The organism is Variovorax sp. 54 (assembly GCF_002754375.1).
GTDB lineage: Bacteria > Pseudomonadota > Gammaproteobacteria > Burkholderiales > Burkholderiaceae_C > Variovorax.
Genome location: NZ_PEFF01000001.1, coordinates 1,707,149 through 1,727,483, shown reverse-complemented (window position 1 = coordinate 1,727,483; position 20,335 = coordinate 1,707,149). Strand labels below are relative to the sequence as shown.

The following is a 20,335-nucleotide window of genomic DNA, read 5'->3' as shown; positions in this document are numbered from 1 at the left end:
GGCGCTTGTCGCTCGGCACCCGCACGCAGGCACGGGTGCTTTTTCTTCTTCGGGTGTTTTTACTTCCGATCCTGGATCGGCGCGAACTTCAGGTCTTCGGGGCCTGTGTAGTTGGCGCTCGGCCGGATGATCTTGTTGTCGATGCGCTGCTCGATGATGTGCGCCGCCCAGCCTGATGTGCGCGCAATGACGAACAGCGGCGTGAACATGGCCGTGGGCACGCCCATCATGTGATAGCTCACGGCGCTGAACCAGTCGAGGTTGGGGAACATCTGCTTCACGTCCCACATCACGGTTTCAAGCCGCTCGGCGATGTCGAACATCTTGGTCGAACCGGCCTCCTGCGACAGCGTGCGCGCCACGCCCTTGATGACCACGTTGCGCGGGTCGCTCACGGTGTAGACGGGGTGACCGAAGCCGATCACGACCTCCTTGGCTGCGACGCGGCGGCGGATGTCGGCCTCGGCTTCGTCGGGCGTGTCGTAGCGCTTCTGGATCTCGAAGGCCACCTCGTTGGCGCCGCCGTGCTTCGGGCCGCGCAGCGCACCGATGGCGCCGGTGATGGCCGAGTACACATCGGAGCCCGTGCCCGCGACCACGCGCGCCGTGAAGGTCGAGGCGTTGAACTCGTGCTCGGCATAGAGGTTGAGCGAGGTGTGCATCGCACGCTCCCATTGCGGGCTGGGCTTGCGGCCGTGCAGCAGGTGCAGGAAGTGCGCGCCGATGGAGTCGTCGTCGGTCTCGACCTCGATGCGCCGGCCCTGCGTGGACCAGTGGTACCAGTACAGCAGCATCGAGCCGAGCGAGGCCATGAGGCGGTCGGCGATGTCGCGCGCGCCGGGCAGGTTGTGGTCTTCCTTCTCGGGCAGCAGGCAACCCAGCGACGAGACGCCGGTGCGCATCACGTCCATCGGGTGCGCGCTGGCGGGCAGTTGCTCCAGCGCCTCCTTCAGGCTCGCGGGCAGGCCGCGCATGGCCTTGAGCTTGGCCTTGTAGGCGCGCAGCTCGGCGGACGTGGGCAGCTTGCCGTGCACCAGCAGGTGCGCGATTTCCTCGAACTCGCAGACCTCGGCGATGTCCAGGATGTCGTAGCCGCGGTAGTGCAGGTCGTTGCCCGTGCGGCCTACGGTGCACAGCGCCGTGTTGCCGGCGGTCACGCCCGACAGGGCGACGGATTTCTTGGGCTTGAAGCCGGTGGGGGTGGCGATGTCGTTCATGCGGGTTCCTTGTCTGTAGGCACGGGGTGCAGGTAGGCGTTGCGCAGGCGCGCCGGACGGCCACGGCCGTCGACGGCCACCATCTCGAACAGGCCTTTCAAAGAAGGGCGGGGCTCGCCGTCGGGCGCTTCGGCCGCGCCCGTGACGCAGACCGTGAGCGAGCTGCGCCCGGCGCGCGTCACCCAGGCCCGCAGGCGCAGCACGTGGCCGACCGGCACGGGTGCGAGGAACTGCGCGTCGCCCAGGCTGGCCATGACCACGTCGGACTTGGCGAAGGCGCGCGCGGCGAGGAATGCGGCCTTCGACATCAGCAGCAGGGCGTTGCCGCCGAACAGCGTGCCGTAGTGGTTGGCGTGCGCGGGGAACACGATGTCGGTCAGCTCGATGGCGGCAGATCGGTGGGTCATGTTTCGCAATTTACGCAATCGAACGCCCATAATGAAGGACTGAATTGGCGAATCATTGCGAATGAAAATAGTTGATTTTGCAAATATTGCGAAGACTGCAAAGACCCACGAGGTGACCCGATGAGCAAGACCTTCATGGGCGTGCGCCTGCGCACGCTGCGCGCCGAACGCGGCCTCACGCAGGTGGCGCTGGCGCAGATGCTCGGCCTGTCGCCGAGCTACCTGAACCAGATCGAACAGAACCAGCGCCCGCTCACCGTGGCGGTGCTGCTGCGCATCAGCAAGACGCTCGGCGTCGATGTGCAGCAGTTTTCCGACGACGAAGAGGCGCGGCTCGTGGCCAGCATGCGCGAGGCGCTGGCGGACAACCCCGGCGGCGAGGCCGTGGCGCTGCCCGAACTGCGCGAGGTGGCGTCGCAGATGCCCGCCGTGGCGCGCGCGCTGCTCGCCTTGCACCGCCGCCACCAGGAGGCGCAGGAGCGGCTGGAGCGCATGGCCGCCGAACTCGGCGACGGGCGCGGCGACATCTCGCGCAGCCGGCCGATGCCTTTCGAGGTGGTGCGCGATTTCTTCTTTGCCCACCAGAACCATTTCGACCCACTCGACACCGCCGCCGAATCGCTCGCGGCCGAAGCCCGCGCGCACGGCGGACCGCTCGCGGCCGAAGCCCGCGCGCACGGCGGACCGCTCGCCGAATGGCTCCAGCAGCGGCTGCTTCGGGTGCACGGCGTGCGCGTGGTGCCGGACAACGAAGCCGCAGGCGCGCTCGACAGCCAGCGCCGCTACGACCCGGCCAGCCGCGTGCTGCGCCTGTCGGCCGGCCTGGAACCGGGCCAGCAGGCCTTCCAGCTGGCCACGCAGCTCGCGCTGCTCGAGCAGGCGGCGCTCATCGAATCGCTGGTGGCGCAGGCCGACTTCGGCGATGCGCCGGCCCACGCGCTCGCGCGCATCGGCCTGGCCAACTACTTCGCGGCGGCCGTGCTGTTGCCCTATGGCCCGTTCCTGCAGGCGGCCGAGGCGCTGCGCTACGACATCGATCTGCTCGCGCGCCAGTTCGGTGTCGGCTTCGAAACGGTCTGCCACCGCCTGAGCAGCATGCAGCGCCCGGGCGCGTCGGGCGTGCCCTTCTTCTTCATCCGCGTGGACCGGGCCGGCAATATCTCCAAGCGGCAGTCGGCCACGCACTTCCACTTCTCGAAGACCGGCGGCACCTGCCCGCTGTGGAACGTGTACGAGGCCTTTGCGCAGCCCGGGCGCGTGCTGCCGCAGCTGGCGCGCATGCCCGACGGCCGCGCCTATCTGTGGATCGCGCGCACCGTGTCGCACGGCCAGCGCGGCTTCGGTTCACCAAGCAAGACCTTCTCGATCGGCCTGGGCTGCGACATCCGCCACGCGCCGCGCCTGGTCTACGCCAAGGGCCTCGACCTGAAGGACCCCGACGTGCCCACGCCCATCGGCATGGGCTGCAAGGTCTGCGAGCGCGTGGCCTGCCCGCAGCGGGCGTTCCCGTTCATCGGTCGGGCGCTGGATGTGAACGAGAACGAAAGCAGGTTCACGCCGTATGCGGTGGCGGGGGCGTAGGTAGAACCAAGGTACGGGCTGCTGCACCGATTCCAAGCAAAGAGGGAAGGATCTCCAGATGTTGAAACCGCATCACAACCGCTCGTTGGCAAGCGTCTGCAAGGCCATCGCATCCCTTGGCGTTCTCTTGTGCCTTGCTGGATGCCCTCCGGTCCTGATCCCCTCTGTCTCGCGCGATGTCGAGACCGAACGGATGGTCGAGATGAAATTGATGAATCTCGATGCCAATGAGGAGTTGCATCTCTTGAAAAAATGCCAGCTGTCCAGCAAGGCAACGGTCGAAGGCTGCAGCGGCCCCCGCGACGTTTCTTTTCTGGTTCGCCCTGTGGGCTGGTCCGCCAAGAAAGTTGCCCTGCAAGACCCTTCGAAGATTGCCAAACTCACAGAGGGCCGTTTCGGGTTCTCGTTGCGATCGCATTTGTCCGGGGTCAATGGTTTTGGCCGGCCGGCCTTCGCGAAGCAAAACGCGCCGGACACCTTCGTCGGTTACTTCGTCGATGCCTACGGTTGGACCTCCCTGGTCTGGCTTGGCAAGGACGCCTTGTTTCCTGACGAATCGGATTCGAAGCCATCGTTTCCGGAGCGACAGTTCCTGCATGTGACCCTGCCGAAGAAGAACGCAAACGCATCGCCTGCGTTGGTCCTTCAAGAGGGTGGCCAAGTCTGGCTCTTCGTGGATGCCGGGGATCAATGCCTGTCCGAGCAGTGCTTCGCAGTCGACGAGGTGCTGCAAGCGCGTGTCGACCCAGTGCCCGAGCGATTCAGGAATCGCCGGTTCGAGCTCTACTTCGCTCGCGACCTGAGGTACGAAGCGAAGGAAGTCACCACGAAGAACTTCGACGCGGTCGTCAAGGCGAGAACGGGGACAGCAAGTGAAAGATCGCTTCTGATCGGGCAGATTCCAAAACCGAAGGGAGACTTTGCATTCGATGACCGGGTGATCCCGGCATCGCGCTTCTCTGACGCATCGCCATCGGTCGCTTGCGAATGGGTGTCCTACGCAGCGGGGACGGTGGTGATGCTCACGGCGGAGAACCGCGTGAAGAGCACGATGAAGCTCTCGGGATGCACCGTGCTCGAACCGTCCGTCCCATGGACCCTCGAGGCACGCTAGGGAGCGCGCCAGGAGGGGGTCATTCCGACAGGGTCAGAGCGAGGCGGGAGGCGGCGGGGCGCTCGCCTCGCTCCACCCACCCCCCAACGCCTTGTAGATCGCCAACCGGTTCGTCTGCTCCGTGAGCTGCAGACCGATGAGCGTCTGCTGCGCCGCATAGTCGCTGCGTTGCGCGTCCAGCACGTCGAGGTAGTTGGCGGCGCCGCTCTTGAAGAGCGACTGCGAGAGCTCGAAGCTGCGCGAGGTCGCGCCCCGCAGCGAGCGCTGTGCGTCGAGGCGCTCGGCGAGCGTGCGGCGCTCGGCCAGCGCGTCGGCCACTTCGCGGAAGGCGGTCTGCACGGCCTTCTCGTAGGTCGCGATCTGGATCTTCTGCTGCGCCTGCGCGACCCGCAGGTTGGCGCGGTTGGCGCCGCCGTCGAAGATCGGCACGCTGATCGACGGTGCGAAGCTCCAGGCCTTGCTGCCGCTGGTGAACAGGCCCGACAGCGTGCTGCTCGCGGTGCCGGCCGAGGCGGTGAGCGCGATGCGCGGGAAAAAAGCCGCGCGCGCTGCGCCGATGTCGGCGTTGCTCGCGCGCAGCGCGTGCTCGGCGGCGCGCACGTCGGGCCGCTGCTGCAGCACGTTCGACGACAGGCCGGCCGGCGGCACGAGCAGTTGCGCGACGTCGGCGGTCGTCGCGGCGGTCGGCAGCAGCTCGGGCGGCGGCGTGGCGCCGACCAGCAGCGCGAGCGCGTTGCGGTCTTGCTCGACCTGGCTGTCGAAGGCCGCGGCGTCGGCGCGCGCGGCATCGACGGTGCTTTGCGACTGCGCCAGCGCCAGGCCCGACTGCGCACCGAGCGCATGGCTGCGCTGCACCAGCTCGAACGATTTGCGCTGGCTCTCGAGCGTGCTGCGCGCGAGTTGCAGGCGCTGCTCGTCGGCGGCCAGCTGCAGCCACGCCGTGGCGACCGAGGCCACGAGGCTGATCTGCGTGCTGCGCTGCGTTTCCTCGGTCTGGAAGTAGCTCTGCAGCGCCGAGTCGCCGAGGTTGCGCACGCGCCCGAACAGGTCGAGCTCGTAGGCCGTCATGCCGAGGTTGGCGCTGTACTGCGAGGCGATGCGCGATTCGCCGCTGGTCGACAGGCTGCCCGGCGTGCGCGAGCGCGTGCCGGCCGCGCCGGCGTTGACGGTGGGGAACAGGTCGGCCCGCGCAATGCCGTACTGGGCGCGCGCACGCTCGATGTTGAGCGCCGCCACGCGCAGGTCGCGGTTGTTGGCGAGCGCGAGTTCGATCACGCCTTGCAGCTGCTTGTCGACGAAGAAGTCGCGCCAGCCGATGTCCAGCGGCGTGGCGGTGGTGATGCCGGCCGAGGGCAGGGCCGACGGCACTGGCGAGGCGGGCGTTTCATATGCGGGCGCGAGGTTGACGCAGCCCGCGAGCACGGCCGAGGCCAGGGCGGCGCAGGCCAGGGCGCGCAGGGGAAGGCGGGGCAGGGTGGTGCGATTCATCAGTGCGCTCCCTGTTCCGTGGGCAACACATCCGGCGCTTCGACCGGCTTGCGCCGGCCTTCCAGCCAGCCGCGAATCAATGCGAAGAAAAGCGGCACAAAGAAGATGCCCAGCGCCGTGCCGACCACCATGCCGCCCAGCACTGCGGTGCCGATCGACTGGCGGCCACCCGCGCCTGCACCCGTGCCAATGGCCAGCGGCAGCACGCCGAAGCCGAAGGCCAGCGAGGTCATGAGGATGGGGCGCAGCCGCAGCCGCACGGCTTCCAATGTCGCCTCGATCACGCCCTTGCCCTGCTCCTGCAGCTGCTTGGCGAACTCGACGATCAGGATCGCGTTCTTCGACGACAGCCCCACCGTGGTCAGCAGGCCGACCTGGAAGTACACGTCGTTGCTCAACCCGCGCAGGCTGGTGAACAGCAGCGCACCGACGATGCCCAGCGGCACCACCAGGATCACCGAGAACGGCACCGACCAGCTCTCGTACAGCGCGGCGAGGCACAGGAAGACGAACAGGATCGAAATGGCATAGAGCAGCGGCGCCTGCGCGCCCGACAGGCGCTCCTGGAACGAGGCGCCGGTCCATTCGTAGCCGATGCCGGCGGGCATCTGCTTCATCACTTCATCGACGGCGGCCATGGCGACGCCCGAGCTCACGCCAGGTGCGGCATCGCCGACGAACTCGTAGCTGGGGCTGCCGTTGTAGCGCTGCAGCTGCGGAGAGCCGTAGGTCCAGCGCGAGCTCGAGAACGCCGGGAACGGCACCATCTGGCCCAGGCTGTTGCGCACGCTCCAGCGGTCGATGTCGGTGGGCAGCATGCGAAAGGCCGTGTCGCCCTGCATGTACACGCGCTTGACGCGGCCGTTGTCCAGGAAGTCGTTGATGTAGGTGCCGCCCATGGCGCTCGACAAGGTGCTGTCGATGTCGCTCGTGGCCAGGCTGGACGCACCGGCGCGCGCGTCGTCGATGTCCACCGCGAACTGCGGCGTGTCGTCCAGGTTGTTGCTGCGCACGTTCGCCACCTCGGGCCGCTTGGAGAGCAGGTCGATGAGCTGGTCGCGTGCCTTCACGAGCGCGTCGTGGCTCAGCCCGTTGATGTCCTTCAGGTGGAAGTTGAAGCCCGCGTTGGCGCCGAGCCCGCGGACCGCCGGCGGCAGCAGCACGAAGATGCGCGCGTCGCGAATGGTCGAGAGCTCCTTGTTGGCGCGCCGCGCGAGTTCGGCGGCCGACTGGCCGGCGCCTTCGCGCTCGGCCCAGTCTTTCAGCTTCACGAAGGCGCGCGCCGAACTCTGGTCGCCGTTCTGACCGGTGATGACGTTCACGCTCACCACCTCGGGCTGCTTGGTGAAGTAGTCCTGCATCTGCGTGACCACCGGCTGCAGCCGCGCATCGGACGCGCCCGGCGGCAGCGTCACCTGTACCTGCAGGAAGGCTTGGTCTTCATCGGGAAGGAACGAGGTGGGCAGCCGCATGAACAGCAGCGCCATCACGGCCGCGATCAGCAGGTACACCACGAGGCTGCGCTTGCCGCGCCGCATGATGCCGCCGACCACGCCCTGGTAGCGGTCGGCGCCCTTGTCGAAGTTGCGGTTGAAGCCCGCGAAGAAGCGGTCGACTGCGCCCAGCACGCCCTTGCGGGGTGCCGCGTGGCCGCCCTTGGCCACCGGCTTCAGCAGCGTGGCGCACAGCGCCGGCGTGAGCGTGAGCGCCACGAACACCGACAGCGCCATGGCCGAGACGATGGTGATCGAGAACTGGCGGTAGATCACGCCAGTCGAGCCGCCGAAGAAGGCCATCGGAATGAACACCGCCGACAGCACCAGCGCGATGCCCACCAGCGCAGGCGTGATTTCCGCCATCGACTTGCGCGTGGCCTCCTTGGGCGAGAGCCCTTCCTCGTGCATCACGCGCTCGACGTTTTCCACCACCACGATGGCGTCGTCCACCAACAGGCCGATGGCGAGCACCATGCCGAACATGGTGAGCGTGTTGATCGAGTAGCCGGCCAGCGAGAGCACGCCGAAGGTGCCCAGCAGCACCACGGGCACGGCAATGGCCGGGATCAACGTGGCGCGGAAGTTCTGCAGAAAGACGTACATCACCAGCACGACCAGCAGCATGGCCTCGGCCAGCGCCTTCACCACCTCGTCGATCGACGCGCTCACGAAGGGCGTGGTGTCGTAGCTCACGAAGGTCTGCATCTGGTTCGGAAAGAGCGGCTGCAGCTCGGCCACCTTGGCCTTCACGGCCTCGGCCACCTGCACCGCGTTGGCGCCGTCGGCCAGCACGATGCCCATGCCGGCGCCCGGACGGCCACCGAGCACCGAGCGCACCGTGAGGTTCTCGGCGCCCAGCTCGACGCGGGCCACGTCTTTCAGGCGCACCACGGCGCCGTCGGGCGTGGCGCGCAGCACCACGTTCTCGAACTCTTCGACCGTCTTCAGTTTGCTGCGTGCAGTGATGGTGGCGTTGAGCTGCTGCTGCGCGCCGGCCGGCAGCGCGCCGAGCTGGCCGGCCGAGACCTGCGCGTTCTGCGCGGTGATGGCGCTGCCCACGTCGGAAGGCATGAGCGCGTACTTGCGCAGCTTGTCGGGGTCCAGCCACAGGCGCATGGCGTAGCCGGTGCCCAGGGTCTGTACCTCGCCCACGCCGTCGATGCGGCTGATGACGTCGACCAGGTTGCTGCTGATGTAGTCGCCCACGTCCACCGCCGAGGCACTGCCGTCGCCGGAGAACATCGAGACGATCATGAGGAAGTCGTTGCCGCCCTTGGTGACGGTGACGCCGCGGCTTTGCACCTGCTGCGGCAGGCGCGACATGGCCTGCTGCAGCTTGTTCTGCACCTGCATCTGGGCCACGTCGATGTTGGTGCCCGCGTCGAAGGTGAGCGACAGCCGCGCCTGCCCCGACGAGTTGCTGGTCGACTGCATGTACAGCAGGTTGTCCAGCCCCTTCATCTGCTGTTCGATGACCTGGGTGACGGAGTCTTCGACCGTCTTGGCCGAGGCGCCGGTGTAGGTGGCGCCGATGGACACGCGCGGCGGCGCGATGTCGGGGTACTGCTCGAGCGGCAGCGTGCGGATGGCCATCAGGCCGGCGAGCATGACGACGATGGAAAGCACCCACGCGAAGATGGGGCGGTCGATGAAGAACTGGGCCATGCGTCGGCCTCAGCGAGCGAGGGTGGTGGATGCAGCGTCGGGCGTGGCGCTCGCGACGGCGGCACCCGCCGGCCTGGCGCCCAGGTCGACCGTGCGCACCTTGTCGCCCACCTTCACGCGCTGCGAGCCTTCCATGAGCACGCGGTCGCCCGCGGCCAGGCCGTCGATCACCTGCCAGCGCGTGCCGATGGCGCGGCCGATGCGGATGGGCCGCTTCTCGACCTTGTTGTCGGCGTCGATCAGCAACGTGGAGGCGCTGCCGTCGGGCGCGCGCGTCACGGCCTGCTGCGGCACCAGCAGCGCGGCGTCGTTCACGCCTTCCTGCAGCACGGCGCGCACGTACATGCCAGGCATCAGCAGCTTGTCGGGGTTAGGCACCACGGCGCGCAGCGTGACGCTGCCGGTGCCGGCATCGACCGTCACGCCGCTGAAGGTGAGGCGCCCGGCGTGCGGGTAGGGGCTGCCGTCTTCGAGCAGCAGTTGGATGCGCGCCTCGGCTTCGCTGGCGCGCTGCAGCCGGCCGCTGGCCAGCTCGCGCTTCAGGCGCAGCAGCTCGCTGCTCGACTGCGTGACGTGCACATGGATCGGGTCGAGCTGCTGCACGGTGGTCATGGCAGCCGCCTGGTTGGCGGTGACCAGCGCGCCTGGCGTCACGGCGGACAGCTCGGCCCAGCCGGTGATCGGCGAGGTGATGCGCGTGTAGCCCAGCTGGATGCGCGCGGTCTGCTCGGCAGCGCGCGCCACGCCGAGGTCGGCCTCGGCCTGCTGCTCGGTGGCCTGGGTTTCGTCGAACACCTGGCGGCTGATGGCGTCGATCTTCACCAGCTCGGCATTGCGCTTGGCCACGGTGCGGGCCGTGGCCAGGGCCGACTCGGCCTTGCGCACGCTGGCCTGCGCGCTCGCATGCGCTGCCTGCAGCGAGGCCGGGTCGAGCTGGTAGAGCACCTGGCCGGCCTTGACCTGCGAGCCCTCGGTGAAGAGCCGCTCCTTGAGGATGCCACCGACCTGCGGGCGGATCTCGGCGATGACCGGGGCGGCGGTGCGCCCGGGCAACTCGGTGCTCAGGGCCAGCACCTCGGACTTCAGCGTGACGATGCCGACTTCCTTCTCGGGGGCCGCCTTGGCCGTGCCGGGAGACTCCACGTTGGTGCGCGAGCACCCCACGAGGGCGGCGGCGATGCACAGGGCCGTGAGGAGCGGGGCGGAACGGGAGGCAAAGTGGACGGGCATGGGCAGGCAGAAGTAACGAAAGCCAAAGATGGAGCGGGCACGCGCCGTCGAGTTCAATGCGCGCGGCGCGGGGGCGGCGAACTTTACAGAGCGGAAACCGTGCCATGCCCGGGAAGGGCTGGCGGGTGGCTTCGAGTGTGCTGCCCGACAGTTAAGCGGGTGTGAAGCAGGGCGATTCCCGCGCCCGTCAGGGCTTCTTCTTCGCCTGCGCGACCAGGAAGTCGACCAGCAGCACCAGCGGCCCGACCGCGTTGTCTATGCGGTAGAGGATGCCCAGCGGCGCGATGGGCGCGTTCATGCGCAGCGGCAGCTCGACCACGGCCGAGCGGTCGAGCTGGTCGAGCACGGTGCGCGGCACCGGCACCACCACGTCGGGTTGCGAGAGCAGGGCGCGCACCAGCTGCGGCGTGAGCACCTGGATGGCGTGCGGGCGCGGCACGATCTGCTCGGCGGCCCAGGCGGCCTCCATCACCTGGCGCACCGCGAAGTGCGAGGGCGGCAGCACCCAGCGCGAATCGGCGAGGTCGCGCAGCCGCAGGCGCTTGCGCTGCGCGGCGGGGTGATTGATGCCGGCGATGACCACCACCGAGTCGCTGCGCAGCGGCACGAAGCGGTGGGCGTCGGGCACGCGCGCCGGCTGGCGCAGCAGCACGGCGTCGAAGGCGCCCGCGCGCAGGCCGATCGTGAGCCGTTCGATGTTGCCTTCCTCGATGAACAGGCGCAGCTTGGGGTGTTTGGCATGCAGCACGTTCAATGCGGGCTGCAGCACGCTGGCGATGGCCGCCTCGATGGCGCCTATGCGCAGCGCGCGGGTCTCTTGCGCGGCCAGCGCCGCGAGGCCGTCGCTGGCGACCTGCATCGCGTCGATCACCATGCGCGCATGCAGCGCCAGCAGGCGCCCGGCCTCGGTGATGCGCATGCCGCGCGCGTGGCGCTCGAAGAGTGGCGTGTCGATCAGGCTCTCGACCTCCTGCAGCATTTGCGTGGCCGCCGGCTGGCTGATGTGGATCGCGTCGGCCGCGCGGCGCAGGTGCGAGTGCGCGGCCAGCGCGTCGATCAGCTTCAGGTGGCGCAGGCGCAGGCGCGCGAGCAGCCGCTCGTGCAGCACGGAAGACGGTGTGGGGGTGTCAGAAGTCATCGATAGGCAATCATTATCAGTCGATGCAAAAGCGATTGGACGCCAATCGGTGGGGTTCCTACGCTCACGGGGTCGGGCGGCAGACAAGGGCGCATCGGCTGCCGGCCCGACGGGGCCGTGCGGACGAAGGGCTCCCGCCCGGCGGGTCCTTCCCTTCCTCTTCAGACAACACCTCACCATGCCTCACCGATTCCGTCCGGCCACGCGCCTGTGCCTGCCCATCGTTCTTGCCGTCTCGTCCCTGTGCGCTTCGGCGCAGGAGGCGCCTGCCGCCGCTGCGGCTGCGGCTGCATCGCCCGCACCGGCCGCCGCCGTGCCGCTGTACCCGCTGATCGCCGAGCGTTCCAAAGCCATCGAGCAGAAGGTGATCGACTGGCGCCGCGACATCCACCAGCACCCCGAGCTGGGCAACCAGGAAAAGCGCACCGCCGCATTGGTCGCGGCCCACCTGAAGGCGCTGGGCTACGAGGTGCGCGAAGGCGTGGCCGTGACCGGCGTGGTCGCCACCTTGCGCGGCGCCAAGCCCGGCCCGGTGGTGGCGCTGCGCGCCGACATGGACGCGCTGCCCGTGAAGGAGCAGGTCGATGTGCCCTTCGCCTCCAAGGCCCGCGCGCAGTGGGGCTTTGCGAATGTCGACGTCATGCACGCCTGCGGGCACGACGGCCACGTGGCGATCCTGATGGGCGTGGCCGAGGTGCTGGCGTCGATGAAGGCGCAGCTGCCCGGCACCGTGAAGCTGATCTTCCAGCCGGCCGAAGAAAAACTGCCCAACGCCGAGATCGGCGGCGCGCGTCGCATGCTGGCCGAAGGCGCCTTCGACGCGCCCACGCCCGACGCGGTGTTCGGCCTGCACCTGGTCTCGGCGCTGAACACCGGGCAGATCGGCTACAAGCCCGGTCCCATCACCGCGAGTTCGGACACCTTCAAGGTGAGCGTGAAGGGCCGCCAGACGCACGGCTCGCAACCCTGGAGCGGGGTCGACCCGATCGTGCTCGGCTCACAGATCGTGCTGGGCTTCCAGACCATCGCGAGCCGCCAGGTCAACGTGACCAAGGAGCCGTCGGTGCTCAGCGTGGGCACCTTCAACGCGGGCACGCGCTACAACATCATTCCCGACGCGGTCGAGATGAGCGGCACGCTGCGCACCTACGACGACGAGATGCGCCAGTTCATCATCAAGCGCATGGGCGAGACCGCCTCGCACATCGCGCAAAGCGGCGGCGGCACGGCCGAGGTCCGCTTCGAGGCCGACGGCTATGCCCCCACCGTGAACGACGCCGCCCTGACCGCCAAGATGGTGCCCAGCCTGCAGCGCGTGCCGGGCGCCAAGCCGGTGGTGATTCCGAAGGGCACGGGCGGCGAAGACTTCTCGTTCTTCGCGCAGAAGGCCCCCGGCCTGTTCGTGATGATCGGCGCCACGCCGCCCGGTCGCGATGCGAACAAGGCCGAGCCCAACCACTCGCCGCGCTTCTTCGTCGATGAAGCCAGCCTGCTGATCGGCGTGCGCACGCTGTCGCAGCTGACGGTGGACTACATGGCGGGCGCGCAGCAGCAGCAGCGCTAGCCGGCGCGCTTCAATCGGCCCGAGCCCGTCAGAGCCAGTTGCCGCCTTGCGGCATCTGGATCTGCTCGGCCGGGTCGCCGCCCGTCACGAGCGAGCCGATGAGGATGCTCAGCAGCGAGATGAAGATGCTCGCGAACAGGGCGGTCCAGAAGCCCGACACCTTGAAGCCCTTCACCAGCGCCGCCACCAGCAGGATCATCAGCGCGTTGATGACCAGCAGGAACAGGCCGAAGGTCAGCAGCGTCAGCGGCAGCGTGAGCACGATCAGCAGCGGCTTGACGATGGCGTTGGCCAGGCCGAGCAGCAGCGCCGACACGATCAGTGCCGAGGTGCTCTCGAACTTGAGTCCCTTGAAGAGATGGCTGGCCACCCACAGCGAGATGCCGGTGATGGCCCAGTGGACGAGGAAGGGAGTGAGGTGGTTCAGCATGGCGTGCGGTGTGTGTCGGCAGCCCGCATGGTAAACGGGGCGTCACGGCGGACCGCCCTGCGGGGCGGGCAGATTTTCTGCGGTTACTTCCCGAAACCATGGCCGACAGGCCGTTAAGATCGCGAACTTCTGGCGCCTGCGCAGGCGTCTGTCTCCATCTTTCTCTGGTTTGGCCGCATCAACCACGGTCATGCATCCATGGCGAATGCGTCGATCGCAAGCGTGACACCCGCTCCGGCGTCGGCCGACGAGGCCGAGTCGTGGGTGCGCGGGGAACTCATCCGCAGCCTGATGCGCTCGGCGCGCGGCTCCTACCTCGTCTCGGCGGCGCTCATGCCCGCCATGGTCGGCCTGAGCTGGGGCCATGTGCCCCGCTGGGAGCTGCTGACCTGGCTGGCCGCCGGCCTGATCGCCACCGCCTGCCGGGCCTGGGGCGCACGTGTGTACGCCGTGCGCTACGCCGGGCGCAGCGCGGTCGCACAGCAGCAGTTCACTGACCGCTACGGCTTCGTGTGGAGCACGAGCGCGGTGGTGTGGGGCTGCTCGGTGCTGCTGTTCTTCGAGCGCACGCCGCAGGTCAACCAGTTCATGAGCTGGCTCATCGTGGCCGGTGTGGGCACCTTCCCGCTCAACGGGCTGGCGCTGCACCCACCGCTGCTCAAGCGCTACGTCAACACGCTGTTCATCACCATGCTCGGCGCGGTGCTGGTGCGCCTGGTGGCCGTGACCTTGCAGAGCCCGCAGTTCCAGTACGGCTACCTGATGCCGCTGCTGCCGATGCTGCACTGGTTCCTGCTGCTGCGCGCCGGCCGCAACATCCATGAGACCGCGCGCAACAGCCTGGAGCTGCTGTTCCACAACCACATCCTGATCAAGTCGCTCACGCAGCAGCGGCAGGCGGCGGTGTCGGCCGTGGCCATGAAGAACCGCTTCCTGGCCAGCGCCGCGCACGACATGCGCCAGCCCGTGCTGGCGCTGTCGCTGTACGCCGACTGGCTGCGCAACGAGCCCGAGCTGGTGCTCGAACTCGCCCCGAAGATCGTGCGCGCCACCCACGCGGTGAACGCGCTGTTCGACTCCATGTTCGACCTGGCGCGCATCGACGCGGGCCAGGTGCGGCTGCACATCGAGCGCGTCGACGTGGCCGAGCTGCTGCACGACCTCGAGCTGCAGTACCGCCCCGTGGCCGAGAGCCGGGGCCTGGACTTCCGCGTGCACGTGACCGAGGGCTCGTTCCTCACCGACCCGATCCGCGTGCGCCGCATGATCGGCAACCTGCTCGCCAACGCCATCAAGTACACGACCGAAGGCGGCGTGCTGCTGGCCGCGCGCCAGACCCGCGAGGGCATGCGCGTGGAGGTGTGGGACACCGGCATCGGCATCGCGCCCGAGCACCTGCGTGACGTGTTCCTGGAGTTCTACAAGGTCGCCGACCACGCCGGCACCTCCGACGGCTTCGGCCTCGGCCTGGCCATCGTCGCGCGGCTGTCGCACGTGCTGGGCCACCCCGTCAGCGTGCGCTCGCGCCTGGGCAGCGGCAGCGTGTTCCGCGTGGCGCTGCACGATGCCGACGAGGCGGTGGCGCAGGCGCGGGTGAGTGCGTCGGGCGGTTGAGCGGCGGTTGTTGTTCCGCCCATAAAAAAACCGCGCACGAGGCGCGGTTCCTGATCAAGCCAGCTCTGTTCCGGGCTCAGCCCGAGAGCAGCCCATTCGTGCGGGCATAGTGCAGGGCCTGCGTACGGCTCTTCACGCCCAGACGGCGGAACAGGCGCCACAGGTGCACCTTCACCGTGTGTTCGCTGATCTCCAGGTCGGTCGCGATGTCGCGGTTGCTCATGCCCTTGTCGAGCATGGCGATCAGCTGCGTCTGGCGCTTGGAGAGCTTGCCGCTGTTGGCGGCCGGCATCTCTTCGGTGTCGTCTTCCGACCCGGCCATCAGCAGGCCGCGCAGGGCGGCTGCCAGCTCGTTGGAGCTGGCCGACTTCTCGATGTAGGTATCAGCGCCGGCCTCGATGCAGGCGTCTTCCATGTCGGCGGCCGGGGCCGCCGAGTAGACGGCGATCGGCACGTTGGGATAGACCTGCTTGACCGCGATCACGCCCGAGACGCCATTGGTGTCCGGCAGCTTCAGGTCCAGGCAGAACAGGGTGGGCGCGCCACGCTGCTGGACCGAACTGGCGAGCTTGTCGAGCCGCTCGAGCTCGACGATGTTCTCGGCGGGGCGCAGGCGTCGCAGGACCATCACGATCGCGTCGCGCATCAGGGGGTGGTCGTCGATGACATAAATGCTCATGTTTTCTTCCTTTGTGATCGCACCGTCTTCTCTCTTGTCGCACCCGCCGGCGGATGGCCTGCGGGTTGTAGCCGGATCAATGTCCCTGGGTGGTGGACGTTGCCTCCGCCAGTGCCTCCAGCGCCTCGGTGGCGGCGTGAGCCTGTTGCGCGTCGACCGGTTCGAGCTGCGCGGCCAATGCCGTGAGCGCCGCGCCGCGTTGCGCCTGCAAGTCGGCGATGGTACGGCCCGCTTCCTGCGGTGACGCGAATCCACGGCTTTGCAAAAGGGTTTCGCCGCGCGCATCGAGCAGCTTGAAATAGAACAGGCCGTCGGCCTTCTCTCGGTATTGCTTGAAGCTGGGCTTTGCCACCTTGGCAGCCTTGGTGCCGCCGCCGTCGCGGCCTGCCGCGAGGTTGCGCAGGCCGACCGCATGGCGCAGCGTGGTCATGAAGGGGCGCGACAGCTTGCGCGCCTTCTCGGCACCCCGCAGCAGGATGCGCTCGATCTCGGCCGGGTCGTTCATGAGCGCCTCGTAGCGCGCACGCAGCGGCGCCACTTCGCGGTCGATGCGCTCGAACAGCACCTGCTTGGCGTCGCCCCAGGCGATGCCGTCGGCATAGGCCTTGCGCAGGGCTTCGGTTTCCTCGGCGCTGGCGAAGGCCTGGTAGATCTGGAACAGGGCCGAGCCCTCGGTGTCCTTGGGCTCGCCGGGCGCGCGAGAGTCGGTGACGATGCTCGAGATCTGCTTTTGCAGCTGCGCGCGCGGCGCGAACAGCGGGATCGTGTTGTTGTAGCTCTTGCTCATCTTGCGGCCGTCGAGGCCGGGCAAGGTGGCGACCGCATCGTCGATCTCGGCGTCGGGCAGCGTGAAGTGCTCGCCGTACTGGTGGTTGAAGCGCTGCGCCATGTCGCGCGCCATTTCGATGTGCTGCACCTGGTCGCGGCCCACGGGCACCTTGTGGGCGTTGAACATCAGGATGTCGGCGCCCATCAGCACCGGGTACATGAACAGGCCGGCCGTGACGTCGGCGTCGGGCTCTTCGCCCTTGGCGATGTTCTTGTCGAGCTGGGCCTTGTAGGCATGGGCGCGGTTGAGCACGCCCTTGCCGGTGACGCAGGTCAGGAACCAGGTGAGCTCGGTGATCTCGGCGATGTCCGACTGGCGATAGAACGTGACGCGTTCGGGGTCGAGCCCGCAGGCCAGCCAGCTGGCCGCAATTTCGAGCGTGGAGCGCTGGATGAGCGCGGGCTCCTGCACCTTGATGAGGGCGTGGTAGTCGGCCAGGAAGAAGTAGCTCTCGACGCCGGCCGCGACGCTCTGGCGCACCGAGTGGCGGATCGAGCCGACGTAGTTGCCGAGGTGCGGCGTGCCCGACGGCGTGATGCCGGTCAGGACGCGCAGGGGAGCGGGAGAAGACGAAGCCATGGGACGGAAGGAGAAACTTAGAGCAGCATTGCCTTGAGCGGCGTAATGATCAGGTTGATGACGAAGTAGCCGACGTCCATCAGCGGCTGCAGCCAGTAGGTGCTGACGACGCCCGCAATGACCAGGCCCATCACGATGAAGAAGCCGTAGGGCTCGATGCGCGCCAGGAAATTCTGCGCTGGCCCGTTGGGCAGCAGGCCGGCCAGCACGCGGCCGCCGTCGAGCGGCGGCAGTGGGAACAGGTTGAAGGCCCACATCACGAGGTTGACCAGCACGCCGCCCTGGCACATCTTGATGAAAAAGGTTTCATTGACGCCGGCCGCGACGATCACGATCAGCAGCACGGCCCACAGGATGGCCTGGATGAAATTGGACGCCGGGCCCGCGAGCGCGACCCACACCATGTCGCGCTTGGGGTGGCGCAGGCGGTTGAAGTTGACCGGCACCGGCTTGGCATAGCCGAACAGGAAGGCGCCCGAGGTCGCGAAGTACAGCATCAGCGGCATCAGGATGGTCCCGACGGGGTCGATGTGCTTCAGGGGGTTGAGCGTCACGCGGCCCATCATGGCCGCGGTGTTGTCCCCGAAGTGGCGTGCCACGTAGCCGTGCGCCGCTTCGTGCACGGTGATCGCGAAGATCACCGGCAGTGCGTAAATCAGGACCGTCTGTATCAGATTGGAAATATCCACTGCGCGATTGTGTCAGAGAGGAATGGGGCGGCCGAGCCGTTTGTCAGAGGCCAAGCACCGCGAGTGCGCCGCGGCCCTGGCGCACCACGACCGGGTCGTCGCCCGTGCCCATGGGCGTGAGGTCGACCACGGTGGTCGGCTGCGACGGGCAGGCGCCGGCGTCGATGACGGCGCCGATCTGCTTCTCGAAGCGCTCGCGGATTTCCTGCGCGTCGTTCAGCGCCTCGGTCTCGCCGGGGGCGATGAGGGTGGTGGCCAAGAGCGGCGCGCCGTGCAGCGCCAGCAGCTCCAGCAGCACCTTGTGGTCGGGCACGCGCAGGCCGATGGTCTTGCGCTGCGGATGGCTCACACGGCGCGGCACTTCCTTGGTGGCTTCGAGCAGGAAGGTGTAGGGCCCGGGCGTGGCGGCTTTCAGCAGGCGGTATTGCTTGTTGTCGACGCGCGCGTAGTTGGCCAGCTCGCTCAGGTCGCGGCACAGCAGCGTGAGGTGGTGCTTGTCGTCGACCTGGCGAATGCGGCGCAGCTGGTCGACCGCGTCCTTGTCGTCCAGGTGGCAGGCCAGCGCGTAGCTGGAGTCCGTGGGCACCGCCACGATCTCGCCGCGCGCGAGCAGCGCCACGGCCTGCTTCAAGAGGCGCTGCTGGGGGTTCTCGGGATGGACTTCGAAGTACTGGGCCATGGTGAATTGCTCCTGATCAGGATTCCGCAGGCTCGATCGGCACACGCCGTTCGCGCACGGTGAGCCACGCGCCGGCGGCGCCGCACACGGCGATCATCGCCATGCCGATCAGCGAGAAGCGGTCGGGCACGTGGGAAAAGATGAGCCAGCCGCCCAGCATCGCAAAGGCGATCTGCGCGTACAGGTACGGGGTGAGGGTGGAGGCCGGCGCGCGCTGGTAGGCCAGGATCAGCATGAAGTGTCCCACCGTGCCCATGAAACCCATGAGACACAGCAGCGCCCACCATTCCCACGAGGGCAGGGCGGTCCAGGCGAAGGGCACGGCCACCGAGGCGAGCAGCGTGCCGACCCAGCCCGTGTAGAAGTGCATCGTCAGCGGGTTCTCGGTTTGCGCCAGCTTGCTGGTGAGCACCTGGAACCAGGCGTTGGTCAGCACCAGCCCCAGCGGCAGCAGCATGGCCCAGCTGAAGCTGCCGCCACCCGGGCGCAGGATCACCAGCGTGCCGAGGAAGCCGCCTGCCACCAGCGTCCAGCGCAGCGGCGAGACCTGCTCCTTGAGCGTGGTCGCGGCCAGCAGCGTGATCACCAGCGGCGCGATCAGCACGATCGACGTGAACTCGGCCAGCGGCATGTAGCGCAGGCTCAAGAAGGCGAACAGGCTCGAACCCAGCAGCAGCGCCCCGCGCAGCGCCTGGTAGCGCGGGTGCTGCGTGCGCAGCAGGGCCGTGCCGCGCAGCGGCAGCAGCACCAGCGTGGTGGCGACGGCCTGGAAGGCGTAGCGGAACCACACGCCCATGAGGACCGGCACGGCCAGGGTCGAATACTTGGTGGCGGTGTCGAGCGTGGCGAAGCAGGCCACCGCAAGAATGACCAGCCCGATGCCCGCGAGGATGCGTTCGGATTCGGTGCGGCGGCTGGTTTGTGCTGCGGCGCGTGCCTGGGCCAGCGCGGCGGTGGCCGCGTTGTCGATGCCGGGCCCGGGGCTCTGGCTCACTGCTGGATGCGGTGGCCGAGCAGTTCCCACACCGGCGTGAGGCTGCCGGGCAACGGTGGCAGCTTGCCGAGATCGCAGTGGCTCTCGTCGGGGCTGTGGAAATCGCTGCCGCGCGAAGCGGCGAAATCGAACTCAAGCGCCTTGTCGGCGTACTCGACGAACTCGGCCGGCGTGTGGCTGCCCGTGACGACCTCGATCGCCTGGCCGCCGTGTGCCTTGAATTCGAGGAACAGCGCGTACTCCTCGTTGGCCGTGAACTTGTAGCGGCCCGGGTGCGCGATCACGGCCATGCCCTTGGCGGCGGTGATCCAGTGCACGGCGTCCTTCAGCGAGGCCCAGCGGTGCGGCACGTAGCCCGGCTTGCCTTCGGTGAGGAATTTGCGAAACACCTCGGGCGTGTCGCGGCAGTGGCCCTTCTCGACCAGGAAGCGCGCGAAGTGCGTGCGTGAAATCAGCTCGGGGTTGCCGACGAACTTGAGCGCGCCTTCGTAGGCGCCGAGGATGCCGACCTTGGCCAGCCCCTCGGACATTTCCTGCGCGCGCTTGCCGCGGCCACCGCGCGTGTCGTACAGGCCCTGCGACATGGCCGCGTCGTCGGGGTCGAAGCCCAGGCCGACGATGTGCACGGTTTGGTTCGCGAAGGTCACCGAAATTTCGGTGCCGGTGAGGTAGCGCATGCCGTTCTCGCGCGCGGCCGCGGCGGCGCGGTGCTGGCCGCCGACCTCGTCGTGGTCGGTGAGGGCCCAGAGCTCGACCCCGTTGGCGGCGGCGCGGGCCGCCAGCGCTTCGGGCGTCAATGTGCCGTCGGAGACCACGGAGTGGCAGTGAAGATCGGCATTGAGAATGGAAGACACCCCACCATTCTAGGGGGTCTGGAATATTGACGCGGGCGCATGGATGCTATGAAAGGCGCTACTAAATAAATAGCATTAATGCGCCGCT

General features: G+C 68.1%; 17 protein-coding genes. 4 read left to right on the top strand and 13 right to left on the bottom strand.

Features of this window, described 5'->3' with window-relative positions; all coding sequences use genetic code 11:
* Positions 1-59: 59 nt before the first annotated feature.
* Together prpC and CLU95_RS07740 are read right to left on the bottom strand one after the other, a co-directional pair.
* Entirely contained in the window at positions 60-1,217 is a 1,158-nt protein-coding gene (gene prpC, locus CLU95_RS07745) for a bifunctional 2-methylcitrate synthase/citrate synthase (protein WP_099791945.1), read from the bottom strand.
* Positions 1,214-1,624 carry an acyl-CoA thioesterase gene (locus tag CLU95_RS07740; RefSeq protein ID WP_099791943.1) on the bottom strand — a complete coding sequence of 137 codons (411 nt, stop codon included), beginning with the start codon at positions 1,622-1,624 and terminating at the stop codon, positions 1,214-1,216. Before CLU95_RS07740 ends, prpC begins: the two co-directional genes overlap by 4 nt.
* Before the next feature lie 120 nt (positions 1,625-1,744).
* Here CLU95_RS07740 and CLU95_RS07735 point away from each other — a divergent pair, with 120 nt between their 5' ends.
* Positions 1,745-3,205, top strand: a complete 1,461-nt coding sequence (locus CLU95_RS07735) for a short-chain fatty acyl-CoA regulator family protein (protein WP_099791941.1) — start codon at positions 1,745-1,747, stop codon at positions 3,203-3,205.
* Positions 3,206-3,263: 58 nt separating this feature from the next.
* Positions 3,264-4,319, top strand: coding sequence for a hypothetical protein (locus CLU95_RS07730; protein ID WP_143605976.1), 1,056 nt, complete (start codon positions 3,264-3,266; stop codon positions 4,317-4,319).
* 33 nt (positions 4,320-4,352) lie between these two features.
* On the opposite strand, the gene CLU95_RS07725 is transcribed toward CLU95_RS07730, so the two are convergent.
* The 4 genes from CLU95_RS07725 to CLU95_RS07710 form a co-directional block, all read right to left on the bottom strand.
* Positions 4,353-5,807, bottom strand: coding sequence for an efflux transporter outer membrane subunit (locus tag CLU95_RS07725; RefSeq protein WP_099791937.1), 1,455 nt, complete (start codon positions 5,805-5,807; stop codon positions 4,353-4,355).
* Positions 5,807-8,968: an efflux RND transporter permease subunit gene (locus tag CLU95_RS07720; RefSeq protein WP_099791935.1), complete on the bottom strand. Its 3,162-nt coding sequence runs from the start codon at positions 8,966-8,968 to the stop codon at positions 5,807-5,809. Before CLU95_RS07720 ends, CLU95_RS07725 begins: the two co-directional genes overlap by 1 nt.
* A gap of 9 nt (positions 8,969-8,977) precedes the next feature.
* The gene (locus CLU95_RS07715; RefSeq protein ID WP_099797162.1) at positions 8,978-10,198 is read right to left on the bottom strand and encodes an efflux RND transporter periplasmic adaptor subunit; all 1,221 of its coding nucleotides are present in this window, start codon (positions 10,196-10,198) and stop codon (positions 8,978-8,980) included.
* A 187-nt stretch (positions 10,199-10,385) separates the two neighbouring features.
* Positions 10,386-11,336, bottom strand: coding sequence for a LysR substrate-binding domain-containing protein (locus tag CLU95_RS07710; RefSeq protein WP_180288565.1), 951 nt, complete (start codon positions 11,334-11,336; stop codon positions 10,386-10,388).
* Between the two features lie 178 nt (positions 11,337-11,514).
* Between CLU95_RS07710 and CLU95_RS07705 the strand changes: the two genes are divergently transcribed.
* Positions 11,515-12,900 carry an amidohydrolase gene (locus CLU95_RS07705; RefSeq protein ID WP_099791931.1) on the top strand — a complete coding sequence of 462 codons (1,386 nt, stop codon included), beginning with the start codon at positions 11,515-11,517 and terminating at the stop codon, positions 12,898-12,900.
* 28 nt (positions 12,901-12,928) lie between these two features.
* Here the strand turns inward: CLU95_RS07705 and CLU95_RS07700 are convergent, their stop codons facing one another.
* Positions 12,929-13,330: a phage holin family protein gene (locus CLU95_RS07700; protein WP_099791929.1), complete on the bottom strand. Its 402-nt coding sequence runs from the start codon at positions 13,328-13,330 to the stop codon at positions 12,929-12,931.
* Positions 13,331-13,528: 198 nt separating this feature from the next.
* On the opposite strand from CLU95_RS07700, the gene shkS reads away from it, so the two are divergent.
* The gene (gene shkS, locus CLU95_RS07695; protein ID WP_099791927.1) at positions 13,529-14,944 is read left to right on the top strand and encodes a surface-behavior sensor histidine kinase ShkS; all 1,416 of its coding nucleotides are present in this window, start codon (positions 13,529-13,531) and stop codon (positions 14,942-14,944) included.
* 76 nt (positions 14,945-15,020) lie between these two features.
* Here shkS and CLU95_RS07690 read toward each other — a convergent pair whose 3' ends face one another.
* From CLU95_RS07690 to CLU95_RS07665, 6 genes are all read right to left on the bottom strand, one after another.
* A complete protein-coding gene (locus CLU95_RS07690) occupies positions 15,021-15,623 on the bottom strand; it encodes a LuxR C-terminal-related transcriptional regulator (protein ID WP_056578680.1) in 603 nt (200 codons plus the stop codon).
* A 76-nt stretch (positions 15,624-15,699) separates the two neighbouring features.
* Complete coding sequence (locus tag CLU95_RS07685; RefSeq protein WP_099791925.1) at positions 15,700-17,031, bottom strand: tryptophan--tRNA ligase; 1,332 nt, start codon at positions 17,029-17,031, stop codon at positions 15,700-15,702.
* 17 nt (positions 17,032-17,048) lie between these two features.
* Positions 17,049-17,720: a site-2 protease family protein gene (locus CLU95_RS07680; protein ID WP_099791923.1), complete on the bottom strand. Its 672-nt coding sequence runs from the start codon at positions 17,718-17,720 to the stop codon at positions 17,049-17,051.
* Between the two features lie 43 nt (positions 17,721-17,763).
* Positions 17,764-18,399, bottom strand: a complete 636-nt coding sequence (locus CLU95_RS07675) for an L-threonylcarbamoyladenylate synthase (RefSeq protein ID WP_099791921.1) — start codon at positions 18,397-18,399, stop codon at positions 17,764-17,766.
* 16 nt (positions 18,400-18,415) lie between these two features.
* Positions 18,416-19,393, bottom strand: a complete 978-nt coding sequence (locus CLU95_RS07670; RefSeq protein WP_099791919.1) for a DMT family transporter — start codon at positions 19,391-19,393, stop codon at positions 18,416-18,418.
* A complete protein-coding gene (locus CLU95_RS07665; protein WP_099791917.1) occupies positions 19,390-20,247 on the bottom strand; it encodes a 3',5'-nucleoside bisphosphate phosphatase in 858 nt (285 codons plus the stop codon). The genes CLU95_RS07670 and CLU95_RS07665 overlap by 4 nt, the downstream gene beginning before the upstream one ends.
* Between the last annotated feature and the right edge of the window lie 88 nt (positions 20,248-20,335).